Below are 18589 nucleotides of genomic sequence, written 5' to 3'. Positions count from 1 at the left end.
ACCTATCCATACCGACCGGTACTACGAGGTCGTCCCGGACATCCAGGACGCGCGGACCGTCGTAGTTTGACCTCATGACACGTCGCGACCTCGACCCCGCCGAGCACGTCCGCGAGCGGTCCGCCGCGTGGGACGTCCTCTACGCTGCCCTGGCCCTCGCGGCGGTCGTCATCGCGTCGGACGTCGTCGGTGACCTGCTCCTGCGCTCCCCCGGGGTGCCGCCGCTCGTCTCGGTCGTCGTGTCGTACCTCGTCATCTGGGTGCCGCTGCTGGCGGCGGTCGTCTTCGCGACCCTCGGTCTCGGGCGGGCGGGCGCGCTCCGACGACTCGGCCTGCGCCTCCGCCCCCTCGACCTCCTGTGGGGCGTCGGCATCGGCCTCATCGCCCGCGTGCTCGACGCCGTGGTCAACCTCGTCGTCGTCGGCAGCACGGGCCTCGAGCCCGTCCCGACCATCGACGGCGGGCCCGCCGCCGGCGTGCTGGTCGCGACCGTGCTCGCACGGGTGCTGCTCGCGCCCGTCGTGGAGGAGGTCTTCTTCCGGGGACTGCTGCAGCGCTCGACGGCACGGCTGCTGTCGACGCCGACGCGCCTCGACGCGGGGGGTGCCGCGGTCATGGCGGTCATCACGACGTCGCTGGTGTTCGCGCTCATGCACGCGCTCGTCGGCAGCTTCTCACCCGCCGGCCTTCTCGTCACCCTGGTGAGCACGACGGTCTTCGGCCTGCTCGTCGGGACGCTCGCCGCGCGGACGGGGCGCATCGGCGGGGCGATCCTCGCCCACGTCGTCTTCAACGGCCTAGCCGTCGCTGCTACCTGGTCCGCCTGAGGACCGACGGGCCACCGCCCCCCACTTCTGGGGGTGCATGGCGGTTCGCCCAGGGGACAGCACGCGAACAGACAGGTCAGATGTCGATACTCTTGGGTATCGGGGCGATGCAACTCCGACGCCTTGAACCTCTCGTCGCCGACGCGACGGAGGTGCATGATCCCTGACACCCTCGAGAGAGCTGACGCGCGTGACGAGATCCTTCCCCTGGCGCCCTGTCCTGGCCATCGGTGTCGTCGGCGTGCTCGCCGCAGGCGGAGCAGCCCTGACCTTCCTGCCCGCCGCCGCCGAGGCGCGCCTGGTCGTGGAGACGCCGACGGACGGGGCCGTCTCCGACACCCGATCCGTCGCCGTCGCCGGCACCGCGCCCGAGGGCTCCACCGTCCGCATCTACGACGACAACTCGAACGCGATCCTCCTCGCCACTGCTGAGGTCGTCGACGGACGCTTCTCCGCCGAGATCGAGTACGGCGACGGCGCCGCGGCGAAGCAGGGCCTCTACGTCGACAGCACCGACGGCGGGGAGCTGCTCGACGCCGACACCGTGGCCGTCACTCTGCCGGCCCTCGGCGCAGGGTCCCTCGACAGCTCCGAGGACGCGTCGTCCTCGGCCGCCTCCGCCGACTCCCCGCGCTGACCACCCGAACCACCCGGTCCGGGCGAGCTTCCACCCGGAGGGTGACCGCCGCCTCCGCAGGATCACCTGGCCAGGAAGCGCACAGCTCCTAGGCAAGGGCACAGCTGTCGCATAGCGTCCCGAGAGGGGCGATCACCGACTGCCCCTGTGCAAGTCATCCGGGTGCTGGGCCAGGGCGACGAGCGATGAAGCTCGAACACCGATCAGAAAGCACCAACACCACGTGAAGAACGTCTTCTCCTGGCGCCGCGCGCTCGCCGTACCGGCCGCGCTGACGCTCGCCCTCAGCGGGGCACTGCTCACCTCCACCGCCGCACAGGCTGCGCCGGCCAACCTTGTCGTGACCTCGCCGACCGCGGGCTCGACGGTCGACTCGCGCACGGTCACCGTGTCGGGCACCGTCCTCGCCGGCGCCATCGTCGACATCTACAAGGGCGTCGACGCCAGCGGCACCCGCGAGACCCGCATCAACACGGGCAACGCGACCACCTTCAGCACCACGCTGACGTACGCGGTCGACGCTCCCGTCGCGCAGAGCATCTACGTCACCGGCATCTACGGCGGCAGCGGGTTCAGCGACCCCAAGCGCGTCGACTTCACCCTCCCCGCCGCTGCTCCGGTGAAGTTCATCACCATCGACAGCCCCGCCGCGGGCCCCGTCGCGAGCCGCAGCTTCACCGTCACGGGCACCGCGACCCCGAACTCGATCGTCATCGTCCGCGGTGCCGACCGTGAGCTCGGTCGCCAGAACCTCGACGCCTCGGGCGCGTACTCGATCCCCGTCGTCTTCACCGACGCCGACGCGATCAACCAGACGCTCTCCGTCAACGGCCTCCTCGGCGGCAGCGGCATCGACCCGGTCACGCGCGACATCGTGCTGCCCGCCGTCGCCGCTCCGGCCAAGACCGTCACGCTCGACAGCCCCGTCGCCGGCTCCACCACCGATAGCCGCCTCGTCACCTTCAGCGGCACCGCCCCCGTCGGCTCCACCGTCGTCGTGACCGGCCCCGCCGGTGAGCTCGGCCGCCAGAACCTCGGCAACGGCTCGACCTACTCCATCCGGGTCACCTACTCCGAGACCGCCCCCGTCGCCCAGACCGTGACGGTCGGCGGCTTCGTCGGCGCCAGCGGCTTCGACAACACCGTCACGCGCAGCTTCAACCTCCCCGCCGCCGCGGTGACCCCCGACGCCGTCGCCCCCGCGGCGCCCGTCATCACCTCGCCCGTCCCCGCCCAGGTCGTCGTCGGCCAGGACGTCACGATCAGCGGCACCGGCACCCCCGGCGCCAACATCGCCTTCCTGCTGTACCCGACCGACGAGGCACCGCAGTCGTCCGGCCCCCTCGAGGACGCCATCACCGACTCGGTCATCGTCGTGGCCGCCGACGGCACCTGGAGCTCGACCGTCCGCATGGTCAAGCCGGGCGAGTACTCCGTCGTCGCCATCTCGTTCTTCGCTGACGCGAACGGCGAGCCCACCCTCGACGCCGACGGCTTCCCGCTGATCTCCGAGCCCTCCAACGTCGTCGAGTTCCGCGTCGCCGCCGCCACGCCGATCGTCCCCGCCGGCACCTCGGCCACGCCCGTGCGTGCCGCCGGCAGCCTGGCGTTCACCGGTTCTGACGACTCCAGCCTCGTGATCGGCCTCGGCGCCGCCCTCACGCTGGCCGGAGCCGGCCTCGTCCTCGCGGCCCGTCGTCGCCGTGCTCAGCTGAGCACCGTCGACGCGCAGCAGGACTAGCAGCACCCGCCACACCGCAGCACCCGAGCCCCCTCCGCCCCAGCAGCGGAGGGGGCTTCGGCGTGCGGCCGCCAGCCCCCGGGGAGGCGCGGGTCGGCACCCAGCCCCGCCCGCGACTCCCCCGCCCCCGCGGCTCCCACGACGCACCACCTCCTCGCACCGGAACCACGCCGCGGCGTGGTGCGCGTGCGAGGACGTGGTGCGCGAGCACCGACGGGCCGCAGCTGCCCGCACGACGAAGCCCCCTCGACCGGAGAGGTCGAGGGGGCTTCGGGGGGCCACCGGCCCGCCGGTGCCGAGGCACGGGGCGGGACGAGCACGGAGTGTGACAGCGGCCGGTGGTGGAGATGGGGGGAATTGAACCCCCGTCCATCGCTGAGATTGCACGCATTCTACGGGCGTAGCCAGATGAGACGTTCTGCTCGGCCCCGACCTTTGCTACTGGCTTCTAGGTCGACGGGCCCAGCCCGAGTGCAAGTCCCGCGTGACCCCCAGGCGTAGTCACGCAGCGAGCCCTCTAGATGACGTCAGGGACTGGTTAGAAGGCGGTCACCAGACTGACGGACTTCATGTGGCTCTACTGCTTACGCAGCGAGAGCGAAGTCAGTGCGCTTGTTATTGGCACTTATTGTTTTCCAGAGATCGTTTACGAGATAACCCTGGATCCTCGGCCCGCTTCTCGTTCGCACACAGGCGATGTCGAAACCGATCATCCCCGTGAGGGGCCGTTGTCACACTCTGTGCTGTTGTCGGGAGAACCGTTCCGCGCGTTCCCGCGCGGCCTTCCAGTGTAGGCCCTGGGGGCCCGTTCGGCTACTCGCCGAGGTGCTTGCGGGCCGACATCGCCGACTCCGCCTCGCGGGTCGCCGTGCGCTCGCGCAGGGTCTGCCGCTTGTCGTACTCGCGCTTGCCCTTGGCGACCGCGATCTCGACCTTCGCCCGGCCGTCGCTGAAGTAGATCTTGAGCGGGATGACGGTGAACCCGCCCTCCTTCGTCTTCTGCCCGATCTTGACGATCTGCTGCTTGTGCAGCAGCAGCTTTCGCTTGCGCCGCGGCGCGTGGTTGTTCCACGTGCCCTCGGTGTACTCGGGGATGTGCACGGCGTCGAGCCAGGCCTCCCCGCCCTCGACGAAGGCGTAGCCGTCGACGAGCGACGCCCGCCCCTGCCGCAGCGACTTCACCTCGGTGCCGCTCAGCACGATGCCGGCCTCGTAGGTGTCGTCGATCGTGTAGTCGTGGCGCGCCCGGCGGTTGGTGGCCACGACCTTCTCACCGCGCTCTTTCGCCACGCTGTCTCCTGGTCGTCATGGGTGGTGCTGCCTGGTGCAGGCAGCCTGTCAGCATACAGGCTCAGACCTGAGGGAGGCGCGGTGCCGGTCAGACCAGCACCGCGCCTCCCCCAGGCCCTCGCGCGCTAGACCTTCAGGTACCGACGGATGGCGACGTTGGCCGACAGCGCCGCGAGCAGGATGCCGATCACGACCACGAGGGGCACGACGATCGCGGTCTCCTGCAGGCCGATGAACGGCGTCGACGCGAAGTTCTCGACGAGGTAGCCCTTGACGAAGAAGTTGACGATCGCGATCAGGGCCCCGCCGGCGAGCACCGACCCGAGCAGGGCGGCGATCACGCCCTCGAGGATGAACGGCGTCTGGATGAACCGGTTCGACGCGCCCACCAGCCGCATGATGCCGAGCTCTCGCCGTCGGCTGAACGCGCTGAGGCGGATCGTCGTGGCGATCAGCAGCACGGCCGCGATCAGCATCAGCACGGCGATGCCGATCGCGGTGTAGCTCGCGGCGTTCAGCACCGAGAAGATCGGGTCGAGGTAGCCGCGCTGGTCGACGACGCTCTGCACGCCGGCGAGGCTCGACAGGCTCTCGGTGAGGACGTCCGACTGGGTCGGGTCCTTGAGGTTCACCCAGAAGGTCTCGTTGAGGTACGACGGCTGCACGAACTCGGTCGCCGGGCTGTCGGCGAACTGCGTCGTGAAGCGGTCGTAGGCCTCCTGCTGCGTCTCGAAGTACGAGCGGTCGACGAACGGCGCCAGCACGTCGCTCGAGAGCTGCGCCTCGACGCCGTCGATCTGGTCCTGCGTCGCCTTGGCGCCCGTGCAGTTGCCGGTCGTGTCGGTGTCGGTGCAGAGGTAGACGGCCACCTGGGCCTTGTCGTACCAGTACCCCTTCATCTGGTTGATCTGCAGCTGCAGCAGGGCGGCGGTGCCGACGAAGGTCAGCGAGATGAACGTGACGAGCACGACCGAGATGACCATCGAGGCGTTGCGGCGCAGGCCGCTGCCGACCTCGCTGAGGACGAGTCCGAGCCTCATGCGTCCGCTCCCCTCGTGCTCAAGTCCTCGACGCCGATCGCCTGGATGGGCACCGCCTGGGTCTGGTAGCCGCCCTGGCGCTCGTCGCGGAGGATGTTGCCGCCCGACAGCTCGATCACGCGGCGCTGCATCTGGTCGACGATGCCGGCGTCGTGGGTGGCCATGATCACGGTCGTGCCGCCGGCGTTGATGCGCTCGAGGAGGGTCATGATGCCCGCACTGGTCGAGGGGTCGAGGTTTCCCGTCGGCTCGTCGGCCAGCAGGATGGACGGCTTGTTGACGATGGCGCGCGCGATCGCGACGCGCTGCTGCTCACCGCCCGAGAGCTCGTGCGGCAGGCGCTGCTGCTTGCCCACGAGGCCCACCATCTTGAGCACGTCGGGCACCGCCTCCTGGATGAAGCCCTTGCTCTTGCCGATCACCTGCAGGCTGAACGCGACGTTGTCGAACACGCTCTTCTGCGGCAGCAGGCGGAAGTCCTGGAAGACGACGCCGAGGTTGCGGCGGAAGTACGGCACCTTGCGGCTCGACAGCGTGCTGAGCTTCTGGCCGAGGACGTGGATCTGGCCGGTGCTCGGCTTCTCCTCCTTCAGCACGAGGCGCAGGAAGCTGGACTTGCCGGAGCCGCTCGCCCCGACGAGGAAGACGAACTCGCCCTTGAGGATCTCGAGGGTGACCGAGTTCAGCGCAGGCCGGGGGTTGCCGGAATAGACCTTGGTGACTTCATCGAATCGGATCATGACGGGGATCACCCTAAGCCGAGGCCGCGCCCATCCAGGCAGCGACTCGCTGCGCCGCCCCGCCCGCGGCGGCTATGGATCCGCTGACAGCGAGGAGGCGCGGTGCGGGCCCGCAGGACGACGACTGTCGGACAGCGTCAGCTGTCGTCGCGCTTGCGCCAGCGGATGCCCGCCGAGATGAAGCCGTCGAGGTCGCCGTCGAAGACGTTCGACGGGTTGTTGACCTCGTGCTCGCTCCGGAGGTCCTTCACCATCTGGTACGGCGCGAGGACGTAGCTGCGGATCTGGTCGCCCCAGCTGGCCGTGATCGTGCCCGCCAGCTCTTTCTTCTTCGCGTTCTCCGCCTCCTTCTGGAGCAGGAGGAGGCGCGACTGCAGCACGCGCATGGCGGCGGCGCGGTTCTGGATCTGGCTCTTCTCGTTCTGCATCGAGACGACCGTGCCGGTGGGGATGTGGGTCAGGCGCACGGCCGAGTCGGTCGTGTTGACGCTCTGGCCGCCGGGGCCCGACGAACGGAACACGTCGACGCGGATCTCGTTCTCGGGGATGTCGATCGACTCGGTCTCCTCCATCAGCGGGATCACCTCGACCGCGGCGAAACTGGTCTGGCGCTTGCCCGCGGCGCCGAAGGGGCTCATGCGCACGAGGCGGTGCGTGCCGGCCTCGACGCTCAGCGTGCCGAAGGCGTAGGGAGCGTCGATCTCGAAGGTCGCGCTCTTGATGCCCGCCTCCTCGGCGTAGCTGGTGTCCATCACGGTGGCCGACATGCCGTGCTTCTCCGCGTAGCGGAGGTACATGCGCAGCAGCATCTCGGCGAAGTCGGCGGCGTCGACCCCGCCGGCGCCGGCGCGGATGGTGATGACGGCGGGGCGCGGGTCGTACTCGCCGTCGAGGAGGGTCTGCACCTCGAGGGTGTCCATCATCTTCTGCAGGGCCTTCAGCTCGACCTGCGCCTCGTCGGCGCTCTCCTGGTCGTCGCCGTCGTTGGCCATCTCGACGAGCACCTCGAGGTCGTCGAGCCGCTGCTCGGTGGTCTCGAGCTTCTCGAGCTCGGACTGGCGGTGGCTCAGGGCGCTGGTGACCTTCTGCGCGTTCTCCGTGTCGTCCCACAGGTCGGGGGCGGAGGCCTGCTCGCTGAGCTGGGCGATCTCCGCGACGAGGCGGTCCTGCCCGATCACCGCACGGATGTCCTCGAACGTGGCCCGGAGGGCGGCAATCTGCTCAGAGAAGTCCAGTGCGATCATGGTGCCCGAGCTTACCGGCCCGGGGTGCGAGGGGCGTGCGGGGCCTGCCGGCCCACGCTTCAGCGCCGGGCGCGGGCCACGCCCGCCTCGCGCAGGGCGACGTCGGCGAGCGCCCGCACCACGGCGGGCTCCCCCGCGCGCCAGTCGGCGACCGGGTCGGGCGACACGGCGAGCGCCGCCCGGGAGTCGCGGCCGGTGAGGGCGCGCAGCGCGAGCAGCTCCTCGCCGCCGGGCGTCGCGAGCAGCGACCGGGTCGAGGAGGCGCGGCGCACGAACCCGACGCGCCCGCGCAGCCACACCCAGAGCACGACGACGCTCGGCACGCCGGCGACGACGAGGCCCGCCACGAGGGAGGCGCGGGCCACGCCGTCCTGCTGCTGGCGGCCCGCGTCGGCGAGGGAGCCGCCCGCCCCGCTCGCCCCGTCGAACGGCGCGCTGGCCGCGCCCCCGACGAGCGGCAGGTCGCCCAGGGTGCGCGAGGCGTCCTGCATCGCCCCCTGGAAGCCGGCCCCCGCCTCCTCGAGCTGTCGGCCGAGGTCGGCGAACCCGGCGATGAACTGCGCGATGGCGACGCCCACCACGACGAAGACGACGACGAGCCCCACGGCGACGAGGTCGCCCGCCACCTGCCGGGCACGGACCACGGGCGACGACGAGTAGATCTGCATGCCCCCAGTGTCGACCGTCAGCCGTCGAGGTGCCCCTTCCTGGGCCCTCGACACGGAGCAGGGCCCAGGAACCGGCACCTCGATGGCCGTCACCGCCTCAACAGGCGAGCGAGGCGGGCGACGAGCGCCCGGGCCTCCGCCCCGTGCAGGTCGTCGTCGCTGACGAGCACCACCCGCCAGCCGTCGTCCTCGAAGCCCTCACGGCGGCGGAGGTCGTAGCGCCAGGTGTCGCGGTCCTCGCGGTGGTGGTCGCCCTGGAACTCGAGGGCCACGCGCGGCGAGGCCCAGCTGAGGTCCGGCTTGCCGAGGTACGCGCCGTCGGCGGCGAAGCGCCGCACGTTGACCTCCGGCTCGGGCAGCCCGGACCGGACCACGAGGAGTCGCAGCGCGGTCTCTCGAGGAGAGTCGACTCCCGCCCGGACGAGCAAGACCGCGCGCCGGAGCGACCGCGCGCCGGGCCGGCCGTGGGCTCGGGACGCGGCCTCCTGCAGGTCCGCGACGGGCAGCAGCCGCGCCCGCGGGTGCGGCGACCACCCGCCCACCAGCGCGTCGCCGAGGGCGACGAGCGTGTCGACGGGCACGTCCGCCGCCGCCTGGACGAGGGCCTCCAGCGGCTCGGCCACGGGCAGGCCGTCCAGGCTGTGCGACGACGCTGCCGAGTAACGATGTCCGATCACGCCCGGGCGTCGCCGCTGCCGCGCGACAGGGTCGGAGACGTGCAGGTGTCGCGACTCCTCGAGCCACCTCGGCAGGGGGAGCCCCCAGAGGCCGAGCGCCGTGACGTGGGCGAAGTGCTCGTGCCGACGGAGGAGCGGGGCGAACTCCTCGCACCGGCCGCGCAGGTCGACCGCCTGCAGAACCGACCGTGCTCCGCGGTGCGGCGCTCGGAGGTCGCTCGCGCGGAGCCTGTCGTAACGCAGCCCGACCTCGAGCGCCTCGGCCACCGAGAAGGGGCGGGACGTCAGCTCGGAGGGCAGGGGGCGCGGTCGCATGCCAGGAGCGTGCCGGGCCGTGGGCCGCCCCCGCCGACCGGGGCCGACGCTGTCGGGACGACCCGCGCCTCCTCGGCCCTGGGGAGGGATGACGCTCGCGCGCATCGAGGTGACTCGTCCTGGGGCCGAGAGCTCCGCGAGCCCCCAAGAAACGTCACCCGGGGATGACTCACATCCACCCCGTGCAGCGAGATGACCCTTTCTGGGCCCTCGGCGCCCGCGAGGCCCCGGGAAGAGTCACCTGGACGCGCGAGGTCGCGCTAGCGGGCGCCGAGGGCGGGGGCGCGGTCGGCGTAGCCGGCGCGGGTCGCGCGGGCGACGGCCTCCGGCAGCGCCGCGAGCAGCGCGTCGACGTCGGCGTCGGTGCTCGTGTGCCCGACGGTCATGCGGAGCGCACCCCGCGCCTCCTCGGCCGTGAGCCCCATCGAGAGCAGCACGTGCGACGGCTCCGGGATGCCCGCCTGGCACGCCGACCCGGTCGACACCGCGACCCCGGCCGCGTCGAGCAGGAAGAGCAGCGAGTCGCCCTCGCACCCGGGGAAGGTGAAGTGCGCGTTGCCGGGCAGCCGGTCGACCGGGTCGCCCCGCAGCACCGCGCCCGGCACGGCGCGCCGCACGCCCTCGACGAGCCGGTCGCGCAGCGGCTCGTACGGCTGGTGCGGCTGCTCGGCCGCGACGGCGAACGCGGCGGCGGCCGGGGCGTCCTGCGTGCCCGACCGCACCTGGCGCTGCTGCCCTCCGCCGTGGATGAGCGGCACGACGGTCGCCGAGCGCGCCAGCACGAGCGCACCGATGCCGATGGGCCCGCCGATCTTGTGCGCGCTGACGCTCAGCGCGGCGAGCCCCGTCGACCGGAAGTCGATCGGCACCTGGCCGTAGGCGGCGACCGCGTCGCAGTGCACGGGCACCCCGTGGGCCGCGGCGAGCGCGACGACCTCGTCGACCGGCTGCATCGTGCCGACCTCGTTGTTGGCCCAGAGCAGCGTGACGAGGGCCACGTCGTCGTGCTCGTCGAGGGCCGCGGCGAGCGCGTCGAGCCGCACGCGGCCGAGCTCGTCGAGCGGGATCGTCGTGACGACGGCGCCCTCGTAGCGCTCGAGCCACTCGACGGTGTCGACGGTGGCGTGGTGCTCCCCGCCGGGCACGAGGAGTCGCGGGCGCGGCCGGTCGGACTGCCGCGCCCACCAGAGGCCCTTCACCCCGAGGTTGACGGACTCGGTGCCCCCGGAGGTGAAGACCACCTCGATCGGGTCGCAGCCCAGGGTCGCCGCGACGCGCTCCCGGGACTCCTCGAGCAGCCGCTTCGCGCCCTGGCCGGCGGAGTGGATGGACGACGGGTTGCCGACGGTGCCGAGCGCCGCCGTGTACGCCGCGAGCGCGGCCGGGTGCAGGGGCGTGGTGGCGGCGTGGTCGAGGTAGACGCTCATGCCCGGCTCCTCCTGCTCTCGGTGCGACGGCCGGTCGGGCGACGCCCGGATCGGCGCTCCCGCCTCTCGGGGGGCGCTCCGCCGCTGATCTACTGTAAGTCCCGTGCCTGACGCCGATCCCCTCTCCGACCTCGGTGTGCGCGTGGGCCCCGAGGGCCCGACCCTCCGTGTGTGGTCCGCCGCGGCGACGCGACTGGAGCTCGTCGTCGACGACGCGCCCCACGACCGCGTCGTGCCGATGACCCGCGACGAGCACGACGTCTGGAGCGCCACCGACCACGCCCTCACCCCGGGCCGCCGCTACTGGGTCCGCGCCGACGGCGAGACCCGGGGCGGCGCCGTCTTCGACCCCGAGCTCCCCCTGCTCGACCCGTGGGCGCGCGGCCTCGGCCGCACCGGCCGCGGCGAGTGGCGGGCCACCGTCGTCGACGAGTCGTTCGACTGGGGCGGCGTCGAGAAGCCGCGCACCCCGCTCGACCGCGTCGTCGTCTACGAGGCGCACGTGCGGGGCCTCACGCGGCTCGCCCCCTTCGTGCCCGACGAGCTGCGCGGCACCTACGCCGGCCTCGCGGCCGACACGACCATCGCGCACCTGAAGCAGCTCGGCGTGACCGCGGTGCAGCTGCTGCCCGTGCACCAGCACGTCGATGAGCAGCGCCTCGTCGCGCAGGGCATCGAGAACTACTGGGGCTACAACACGCTCTCGTTCTTCGCGCCCCACGCGGCGTACGCGAGCCGCGACGCCCAGCTGGCGGGCGCCTCCGCCGTGGTCCGCGAGTTCAAGGGCATGGTCCGACTGCTGCACGAGGCGGGCATCGAGGTCTGGCTCGACGTCGTCTACAACCACACGGCCGAGGAGGGCGAGGAGGGCGGGCCGGTGACGAGCCTCCGCGGGCTCGACGGCTCCGCGTACTACCGGCACGACGCCGAGGGCCGCCCGGTCGACGTGACCGGCTGCGGCAACTCGCTCGACACCAGCCACCCCGCCGCGCACCGGCTCGTGATGGACAGCCTGCGCTACTGGGCCACCGAGATGCAGATCGACGGGTTCCGCTTCGACCTCGCCGCCACCCTCGGGCGCGGCGCCGACCACGCCTTCGACCCCGAGCACCCCCTGCTGCACGAGATCGTCACCGACCCGGCCCTCGCCGGCGTCAAGATGGTCGCCGAGCCCTGGGACGTCGGCCTCGGCGGCTGGCAGACGGGCGCCTTCCCCCCGGGCTGGATCGAGTGGAACGACCGCTTCCGCAACCGCGCCCGCGACTTCTGGCTGACCGACGTCGCCGCCGCCCGCGCCCAGGGCACCCCGCCCACCGGCCTCGGCAGCGTCGCCTCGAAGCTGAGCGGGTCGAGCAACGTGTTCGCGCACGACCGCGGCCCGCTGGCCGGGCTCAACTTCGTCACCGCGCACGACGGCTTCACGCTGCTCGACCTCGTCTCGTACGACGCCAAGCACAACCTCAGCAACGGCGAGCAGAACCGCGACGGCACCGACGACAACCGCTCGTTCAACCACGGCGTCGAGGGCCACAGCGACAACCCGTGGATCAGCGACGCGAGGCGCCGCTCGATGCGCAACCTGCTCGCGACACTCTTCGTCTCGTCGGGCGTGCCGATGCTCACCGCCGGCGACGAGCGCGGCCGCTCGCAGCGCGGCAACAACAACGGCTACTGCACCGACAGCGAGCTGACCTGGGTCGACTGGGCGACGCAGCCCTGGCAGCAGGGCATCACCGACGACGTGGTGGCCCTGACCCGCGTCCGCGCCGAGAACCCGGCGCTGCGGCCGACCCGCTTCGGCCTCGAGGGCGCCTGCACCCTCAGCGCCAACGAGATCGACTGGTTCTCGGCCTCGGGCGCCGAGATGCACCCCGACGAGTGGAACGACCCGCACGTCCGCACGCTGCAGTACTTCGCGCGCTCCACGCCCGAGCACGAGGCGCCGAACGCGGTGCTGGTGCTCGTGCACGGCGCCGAGACGAGCACCGCCGTGACGGTCGCCCGGCACGAGGGCGTCGAGGGCTACGAGCCGCTCTGGACGAGCGACGACTCCGCCGACCTCCACCCGGTCGCGCCCGGCGACGAGGTGCTCGTCTCCGGCCCGACCGTGATCATCTACCGCGCCCGCCCCGCGACGGCGGAGGAGAGCGCGTGACCCGGAAGCCCGCGGGAGGCGCGGGCGGGCCGGGCACGCCCGCCACCGTCGCGCTCCTGGCCGCGGGGATCCCGTTCACGGCGCACACCTACGAGCACCACGACACGGCGACGAACTTCGGTGAGGAGGCCGCCGCCGAGCTCGGCCTCTCGGAGGAGCGCGTCTTCAAGACGCTCGTCGCCGACGCGCAGGGCACCCTCGTCGTCGCCGTCGTGCCCGTCTCCCGACGCCTCGACCTCAAGGCCCTCGCGGCCGCCGTCGGCGCCCGGAAGGCCTCGCTCGCCGACCCCGCCGTCGCCGAGCGGCGCACGGGCTACGTGGTGGGCGGCATCAGCCCGGTGGGCCAGCGCACGGCGCTGGCGACCGTCGTCGACGCGAGCGCCGCCTCCTTCGAGACCGTCTTCGTCAGCGGGGGGAGGCGCGGGTTCGACATCGAGATCGCCCCCGCCGACCTCGTGCGCGCCACGGGCGCCCAGCTGCTGCCCGTCGCGCGGGACTGAGCGTGGCCCTGCTGTTCTCCGACGCGTCGCTCGGCACCGCCGCGCTGCTCGCCCTCGGGGCGGCGCTGCTCGTGCTGAACGCGGTGACCGTCGTCGTCTACGCGCTCGACAAGCGGGCGGCCCGCCGCCGCACCCGGCGGGTGCCGGAGCGGACGCTGCTGGCCCTCGGCCTCGTCGGCGGCTGGCCCGGGGCGCTCGTCGCGCAGCGGACGCTGCGGCACAAGACGCGCAAGGCGTCGTTCCGCCGCTCGTTCGTGCTCACCGTCGTGCTGAACGTGGCCGTCGTGGGCGTCGTGGTGGCCCTGGTGCTGACACCGGGCGGCTGAGGCCCCTGCACCCTGGGGAGCAGCACGCTGCGCCCGCCGCACGGTGAGGCCGCCGCACGCATCCCGCCGGAAGGGATCGGGCTCCCCTCCGGCGGTCGACGGTGCGGACCGGACCAGCTCGGGCTAGGTCCGGGCACGCTCCGTCGCGCGTCGGCACGGCGCCGCCCGCCCCGGGCATGGCTGACCGGGGGCCGGGTGGACGACGCGTGTGCGGTTCACCTCGTGGTGCGAGGCGTCGAGGGCGCCGGGCTCTCAGGAGGGTTCAGGCTCCGAGGCGGGCTGGCCTTCTCGACGGATCCGACATTACTGGTCCCCCTAAGTGCGGACAAGCATTTCCGATGCACGTGCATGGACCCAGTTCGGGGGACGGACCGGTCCACCTCGGTGCCCGCACCCGCCCGGGGGCGCCCACCGCGCCTCCTCGTCGTCCGGGGCGCGCACGCGGCGCGACGCACCGGAGCGGCTGCCCCCGATACCGGGTAGCGTCGCCTCCGTGGCTGCTTACGAACCCAGAGTCGGGCGGATCCCCGTCACGGCGCTCTCCCCGACCACCCCCGACCGGGTCTTCCCGACCAAGGCCTTCAGCGGCGAGGTCGTGCCCTTCGGCGCGACCGTCTTCCGCGAGGGGCACGACGTCGTCGGCGCCGACCTCGTGCTCACCGACCCGGAGGGCGTCGAGACCCGACACCCGATGGTCGCGGGCCTCCCCGGCACCGACCGCTGGACGACGGAGGTGCAGCTCGAGGTCGAGGGCGACTGGACCTGGCAGGTCGAGGGCTACACCGACGACTGGGCCACCTGGCTGCACACCGCCGAGATCAAGGTGCCGGCCGAGCTGGACGTCGAGGTGACCTTCACCCTCGGCAGCCGCCTCCTGGCCGCCGCCGCGGGCGACTACCCCGACACCCCGCTCGTGGCCGACGCGGCCAAGGCGCTCGGCAACACGTCGCTCACCCCCGGCGCGCGCCTCCGCGTGGCCACCGACCCCCGGCTCGCCGCCGTCTTCGCGGCCCGCCCGCTCGGCAGCCTGCGCACCCGCAGCGAGCCCGAGGCCCTCCGCGTCGAGCGCAGCCGCGCCGGCCTGGGCAGCTGGTACGAGTTCTTCCCCCGCAGCGAGGGCGCGAAGAAGCAGGCCGACGGCACCTGGAAGAGCGGCACCTTCCGCACCGCCGCCCGCCGCCTCCCCGCGATCTCGCGGATGGGCTTCGACGTCGTCTACATCCCGCCGGTGCACCCCATCGGCACGACCTTCCGCAAGGGCCCGAACAACACCCTGACCGCGGGGCCGAACGACCCCGGGTCGCCCTACGCCATCGGCTCGGCCGACGGCGGGCACGACGCGATCCACCCCGACCTCGGCACCGTCGCCGACTTCCGCTGGTTCGTCGAGACCGCCCGCAACACCGGCCTCGAGCTCGCGCTCGACCTGGCGCTGCAGTGCTCGCCCGACCACCCCTGGGTCACCGAGCACCCGGAGTGGTTCACGCAGCTGCCCGACGGCACGATCGCCTACGCCGAGAACCCGCCGAAGAAGTACCAGGACATCTACCCCCTGAACTTCGACGACGACTACGAGGGCATCAGCCGCGAGATCCTCCGCATCGTGCGCTGGTGGATCGAGCTCGGCGTCACGATCTTCCGCGTCGACAACCCCCACACGAAGCCGGTCCGCTTCTGGGAGTGGCTGCTGCACGAGATCCGCGAGACGAACCCCGAGGTCGTCTTCCTGTCGGAGGCGTTCACCAAGCCCGCCATGATGCAGGCCCTCGCCCAGGTCGGCTTCCACCAGTCGTACACGTACTTCACCTGGCGCAACGAGAAGTGGGAGCTCGAGGAGTACCTCACCGAGCTGTCGAAGGAGACGAGCGGCTGGCTGCGCCCGAACCTCTTCGTCAACACCCACGACATCCTCACGCCGTACCTCCAGTACGGCGGCCGCGCGGCCTACAAGGTGCGCGCCGCGATCGCCGCGACGGCCTCGCCGACCTGGGGCGTCTACTCGGGCTACGAGCTGTTCGAGGACGTCGCCCGCCCGGGCAGCGAGGAGAACATCGACAACGAGAAGTACGAGTACAAGCCGCGTGACTGGCAGGCTGCCGAGGAGGCGGGGGCCAGCCTCGCTCCGTACCTCACGCAGCTGAACCGCATCAGGTCGTCGCACCCGGCCCTGCGTCAGCTCCGCAACCTCGACGTCCACTCGAGCGACGACGACGCGATCCTCGTGTACTCGAAGTACCTCAGCCGCGCCCACACCCGCAGCGGCCGCGCCGACGCGATCATCGTCGTCGCCAACGTCGACCCCCACTCGGCCCGCGAGACGACCGTGCACCTCGACGTGACGAAGTTCGGGCTGCGCCCGGGCGGCACGTACACGGTGCGCGACCTGATCACCGGCCAGCAGTGGACCTGGTCCGACGACAACTACGTCCGACTCGACGCCTTCACGGAGCCCGTGCACGTGCTGTCGGTCGACCTGAACCGCGCCCCCTGAGGAGCACCCCGATGAGCATCTTCCGCCACCCGAAGCCCCAGCCCGAGGAGCCCGGGCGCGGCGCCGCCGCGCAGCCCGCCGCCCCCGAGCCCGAGACGGCCCGCCCGTCGTTCGACGAGATCATCGCGCCGGGGACGGCCCCGGCGGCCGAGCCCGCTGCGGTCGAGCCCGTCGCGGCGCAGCCCGCCGAGCCCGTCGCCACGCCGGAGCCGGCCGCGGTCGAGGCCGAGCCGGAGCGCGACCCCGTCGTCGAGCCCGAGCCCGTCGTCGAGCCCGTCGCGGAGCACCCCGCCGAGCCCGTCGCCGTCGAGCCCGAGCCCATCGTCGAGCCCGAGCCCGAGCCCGCCACCGCCGCCCCCGAGGACCCGACCCCGCCCGACGTCCGCGTCGACGAGTCGACCCCGGCCGCCGCCCTCCCCGTCCTGGACGAGAACGAGGTCCTCGCCGCCGTCGAGGGCCGCCACGGCCACCCGCACGCGATCCTCGGCGAGCACGTGCGCGACGGGGTCACCGTCGTCCGCGTCGTGCGGCCTCTCGCCGAGACGGTCACCGTCACCGGCGCCTCCGGCGAGGTCGTCGCCCTCGAGCACCTCGTGCACGGTCTCTGGCAGGGCGCCGCCCGCGCGCCGCTCGGCGGCTACGAGGTCACCGCCACCTACGACGGCGGCTCTCCCTGGGTCGCCGACGACCCCTACCGCTTCTCCCCCACGGTCACCGAGTTCGACCTCTACCTCTTCGGCGAGGGCCGCCACGAGCAGCTCTGGAAGATGCTGGGCAGCCACGTGCGCGAGCACGAGGGCGTGCGCGGCACCTCCTTCGCGGTCTGGGCGCCCCACGCCAACGCCGTCCGCGTGAAGGGCGACCTGAACGGCTGGGACGCCGCCCGCCACGCGATGCGCAAGCTCGACGGCAACGGCATCTGGGAGCTCTTCGTGCCCGGCGTCGTCGACGGTGCGTACAAGTACGAGATCCTCACGCCCGACGGCGCCTGGGTGGACCGTGCCGACCCGATGGCCCGCCGCTCCGAGGTGCCGCCGGCCACCGCCTCCGTCATCACGAAGGCCGCGCACGCCTGGTCGGACGACGACTGGATGACGCAGCGCGCCGCGACCGACCAGCACCAGGGCCCGATGAGCGTCTACGAGCTGCACGTCGGCTCGTGGCGCCCGGGCCTGAGCTACCGCGAGCTGGCCGACCCGCTGGTCGACTACGTCACCGCGCTCGGCTTCACGCACGTCGAGTTCATGCCCCTCGCGCAGCACCCGTTCGGCGGCTCGTGGGGCTACCAGGTCACCGGCTACTACGCGCCGCAGAGCACCTACGGCTCCCCCGACGACCTGCGCTACCTGATCGACCGCCTGCACCAGGCGGGCGTCGGCGTGATCATGGACTGGGTGCCCGGGCACTTCCCGAAGGACGAGTGGGCCCTCGGCAACTTCGACGGCCGCAGCGTCTACGAGCACTCCGACCCGCGTCGCGGCGAGCAGCCCGACTGGGGCACGCTGGTCTTCAACTTCGGTGACTCGCAGGTGCGCAACTTCCTCGTCGCGAACGCCCTCTACTGGCTCGAGGAGTTCCACATCGACGGCCTCCGCGTCGACGCGGTCGCCTCGATGCTCTACCTCGACTACAGCCGCAACGACGGCGAGTGGCTGCCGAACGAGCACGGCGGCCGCGAGGCCACCGAGGCCATCTCCTTCCTCCAGGAGGCGAACGCGACGGCCTACAAGCGCCACCCCGGCATCGTCATGATCGCGGAGGAGTCCACCAGCTGGCCCGGCGTCTCGCGCCCGACGAGCGAGGGCGGCCTCGGCTTCGGCCTGAAGTGGAACATGGGCTGGATGCACGACACCCTCGACTACGTCGAGAAGGACCCGGCCTACCGCTCGTACCACCACGGCGAGATCACCTTCTCGTTCCACTACGCGTGGAGCGAGAACTTCATGCTGCCGATCTCGCACGACGAGGTCGTCTACGGCAAGGGCTCGCTCTTCGAGAAGATGCCCGGCGACGAGTGGCAGAAGCGCGCGAACCTCCGCGCCTACCTCGCCTACATGTGGGGCCACCCCGGCAAGCAGCTGCTCTTCATGGGCTCCGAGTACGGGCAGCCCACCGAGTGGAGCCAGGAGAACGGCCTCGACTGGTCGGTGCTCGAGCGCCCCGAGCACCAGCAGGTGTTCGACTTGGTCAGCGAGCTGAACGCCGTCTACCGCCGCGAGAGCGCCCTCTGGGCCCACGACTTCGACGTCGAGGGCTTCGAGTGGATCGACGGCGGCGCGGCGCAGCAGAGCGTCGTGGCCTTCCTCCGCAAGTCGGGGCAGGGCGAGTCGGTCGCGGTGCTCGCGAACTTCTCGGGCGTGCCGCAGACCATGCGCCTGGGCCTGCCGGAGGCCGGCACCTGGGACGAGATCCTCAACACCGACGCGACCGTCTACGGCGGCTCGGGCGTCGGCAACTTCGGCGCCGTCACGGCGACGGACGCCCCCTGGGCGGGCCGCCCGGCCTCGGCGG

At 72.3% G+C, this 18589-nt stretch carries 15 protein-coding genes and 1 other RNA gene; 8 read left to right on the top strand and 8 right to left on the bottom strand.

Annotated elements, in window-relative coordinates; genetic code table 11:
• The first annotated feature begins 74 nt into the window (after nucleotides 1-74).
• The 3 genes from IFT72_RS02900 (at nucleotide 75) to IFT72_RS02890 (ending at nucleotide 3205) form a co-directional block, all read left to right on the top strand.
• A complete protein-coding gene (locus IFT72_RS02900) occupies nucleotides 75-827 on the top strand; it encodes a CPBP family intramembrane glutamic endopeptidase (protein ID WP_192045509.1) in 753 nt (250 codons plus the stop codon).
• A gap of 190 nt (nucleotides 828-1017) precedes the next feature.
• A complete protein-coding gene (locus tag IFT72_RS02895) occupies nucleotides 1018-1464 on the top strand; it encodes a hypothetical protein (protein ID WP_192045508.1) in 447 nt (148 codons plus the stop codon).
• Nucleotides 1465-1687: 223 nt separating this feature from the next.
• Nucleotides 1688-3205 (top strand): hypothetical protein, encoded by a 1518-nt coding sequence (locus IFT72_RS02890; RefSeq protein ID WP_192045507.1) that lies wholly within the window; start codon nucleotides 1688-1690, stop codon nucleotides 3203-3205.
• Nucleotides 3206-3544: 339 nt separating this feature from the next.
• Here the strand turns inward: IFT72_RS02890 and ssrA are convergent.
• The 8 genes from ssrA to IFT72_RS02850 form a co-directional block, all read right to left on the bottom strand.
• Nucleotides 3545-3922: a transfer-messenger RNA gene (gene ssrA / locus IFT72_RS02885) on the bottom strand.
• 96 nt (nucleotides 3923-4018) lie between these two features.
• Nucleotides 4019-4495: an SsrA-binding protein SmpB gene (gene smpB / locus IFT72_RS02880; RefSeq protein ID WP_056053663.1), complete on the bottom strand. Its 477-nt coding sequence runs from the start codon at nucleotides 4493-4495 to the stop codon at nucleotides 4019-4021.
• Between the two features lie 125 nt (nucleotides 4496-4620).
• Nucleotides 4621-5535, bottom strand: coding sequence for a permease-like cell division protein FtsX (ftsX, locus tag IFT72_RS02875; protein ID WP_056053660.1), 915 nt, complete (start codon nucleotides 5533-5535; stop codon nucleotides 4621-4623).
• Nucleotides 5532-6275 (bottom strand): cell division ATP-binding protein FtsE, encoded by a 744-nt coding sequence (ftsE, locus tag IFT72_RS02870; protein WP_056055785.1) that lies wholly within the window; start codon nucleotides 6273-6275, stop codon nucleotides 5532-5534. Before ftsE ends, ftsX begins: the two co-directional genes overlap by 4 nt.
• 137 nt (nucleotides 6276-6412) lie before the next feature.
• Nucleotides 6413-7519, bottom strand: a complete 1107-nt coding sequence (gene prfB / locus IFT72_RS02865) for a peptide chain release factor 2 (RefSeq protein WP_056053657.1) — start codon at nucleotides 7517-7519, stop codon at nucleotides 6413-6415.
• Between the two features lie 59 nt (nucleotides 7520-7578).
• Nucleotides 7579-8187, bottom strand: coding sequence for a hypothetical protein (locus tag IFT72_RS02860; protein ID WP_192045506.1), 609 nt, complete (start codon nucleotides 8185-8187; stop codon nucleotides 7579-7581).
• A gap of 89 nt (nucleotides 8188-8276) precedes the next feature.
• Nucleotides 8277-9179, bottom strand: coding sequence for a hypothetical protein (locus tag IFT72_RS02855; RefSeq protein ID WP_192045505.1), 903 nt, complete (start codon nucleotides 9177-9179; stop codon nucleotides 8277-8279).
• 260 nt (nucleotides 9180-9439) lie between these two features.
• A complete protein-coding gene (locus IFT72_RS02850; RefSeq protein WP_192045504.1) occupies nucleotides 9440-10606 on the bottom strand; it encodes a cysteine desulfurase family protein in 1167 nt (388 codons plus the stop codon).
• 103 nt (nucleotides 10607-10709) lie between these two features.
• Here IFT72_RS02850 and glgX point away from each other — a divergent pair, with 103 nt between their 5' ends.
• The 5 genes from glgX to glgB form a co-directional block, all read left to right on the top strand.
• Nucleotides 10710-12761, top strand: coding sequence for a glycogen debranching protein GlgX (gene glgX / locus IFT72_RS02845; RefSeq protein ID WP_192045503.1), 2052 nt, complete (start codon nucleotides 10710-10712; stop codon nucleotides 12759-12761).
• Nucleotides 12758-13261 carry a Cys-tRNA(Pro) deacylase gene (gene ybaK, locus IFT72_RS02840; RefSeq protein WP_192045502.1) on the top strand — a complete coding sequence of 168 codons (504 nt, stop codon included), beginning with the start codon at nucleotides 12758-12760 and terminating at the stop codon, nucleotides 13259-13261. The genes glgX and ybaK overlap by 4 nt, the downstream gene beginning before the upstream one ends.
• A gap of 2 nt (nucleotides 13262-13263) precedes the next feature.
• On the top strand, nucleotides 13264-13587 hold the full coding sequence (locus IFT72_RS02835; RefSeq protein WP_371741148.1) for a DUF1294 domain-containing protein: 324 nt from the start codon (nucleotides 13264-13266) through the stop codon (nucleotides 13585-13587).
• Between the two features lie 493 nt (nucleotides 13588-14080).
• Complete coding sequence (locus IFT72_RS02830; RefSeq protein WP_082514295.1) at nucleotides 14081-16078, top strand: alpha-1,4-glucan--maltose-1-phosphate maltosyltransferase; 1998 nt, start codon at nucleotides 14081-14083, stop codon at nucleotides 16076-16078.
• An 11-nt stretch (nucleotides 16079-16089) separates the two neighbouring features.
• Nucleotides 16090-18589, top strand: a 2500-nt coding sequence (gene glgB / locus IFT72_RS02825) for a 1,4-alpha-glucan branching protein GlgB (protein WP_192045501.1), incomplete at its 3' end; no start/stop codon positions are given.

The organism is Frigoribacterium sp. CFBP 8754 (assembly GCF_014841815.1).
Taxonomy (GTDB): Bacteria; Actinomycetota; Actinomycetes; order Actinomycetales; family Microbacteriaceae; genus Frigoribacterium; species Frigoribacterium endophyticum.
This window is presented reverse-complemented; position numbering and strand designations above follow the sequence as displayed.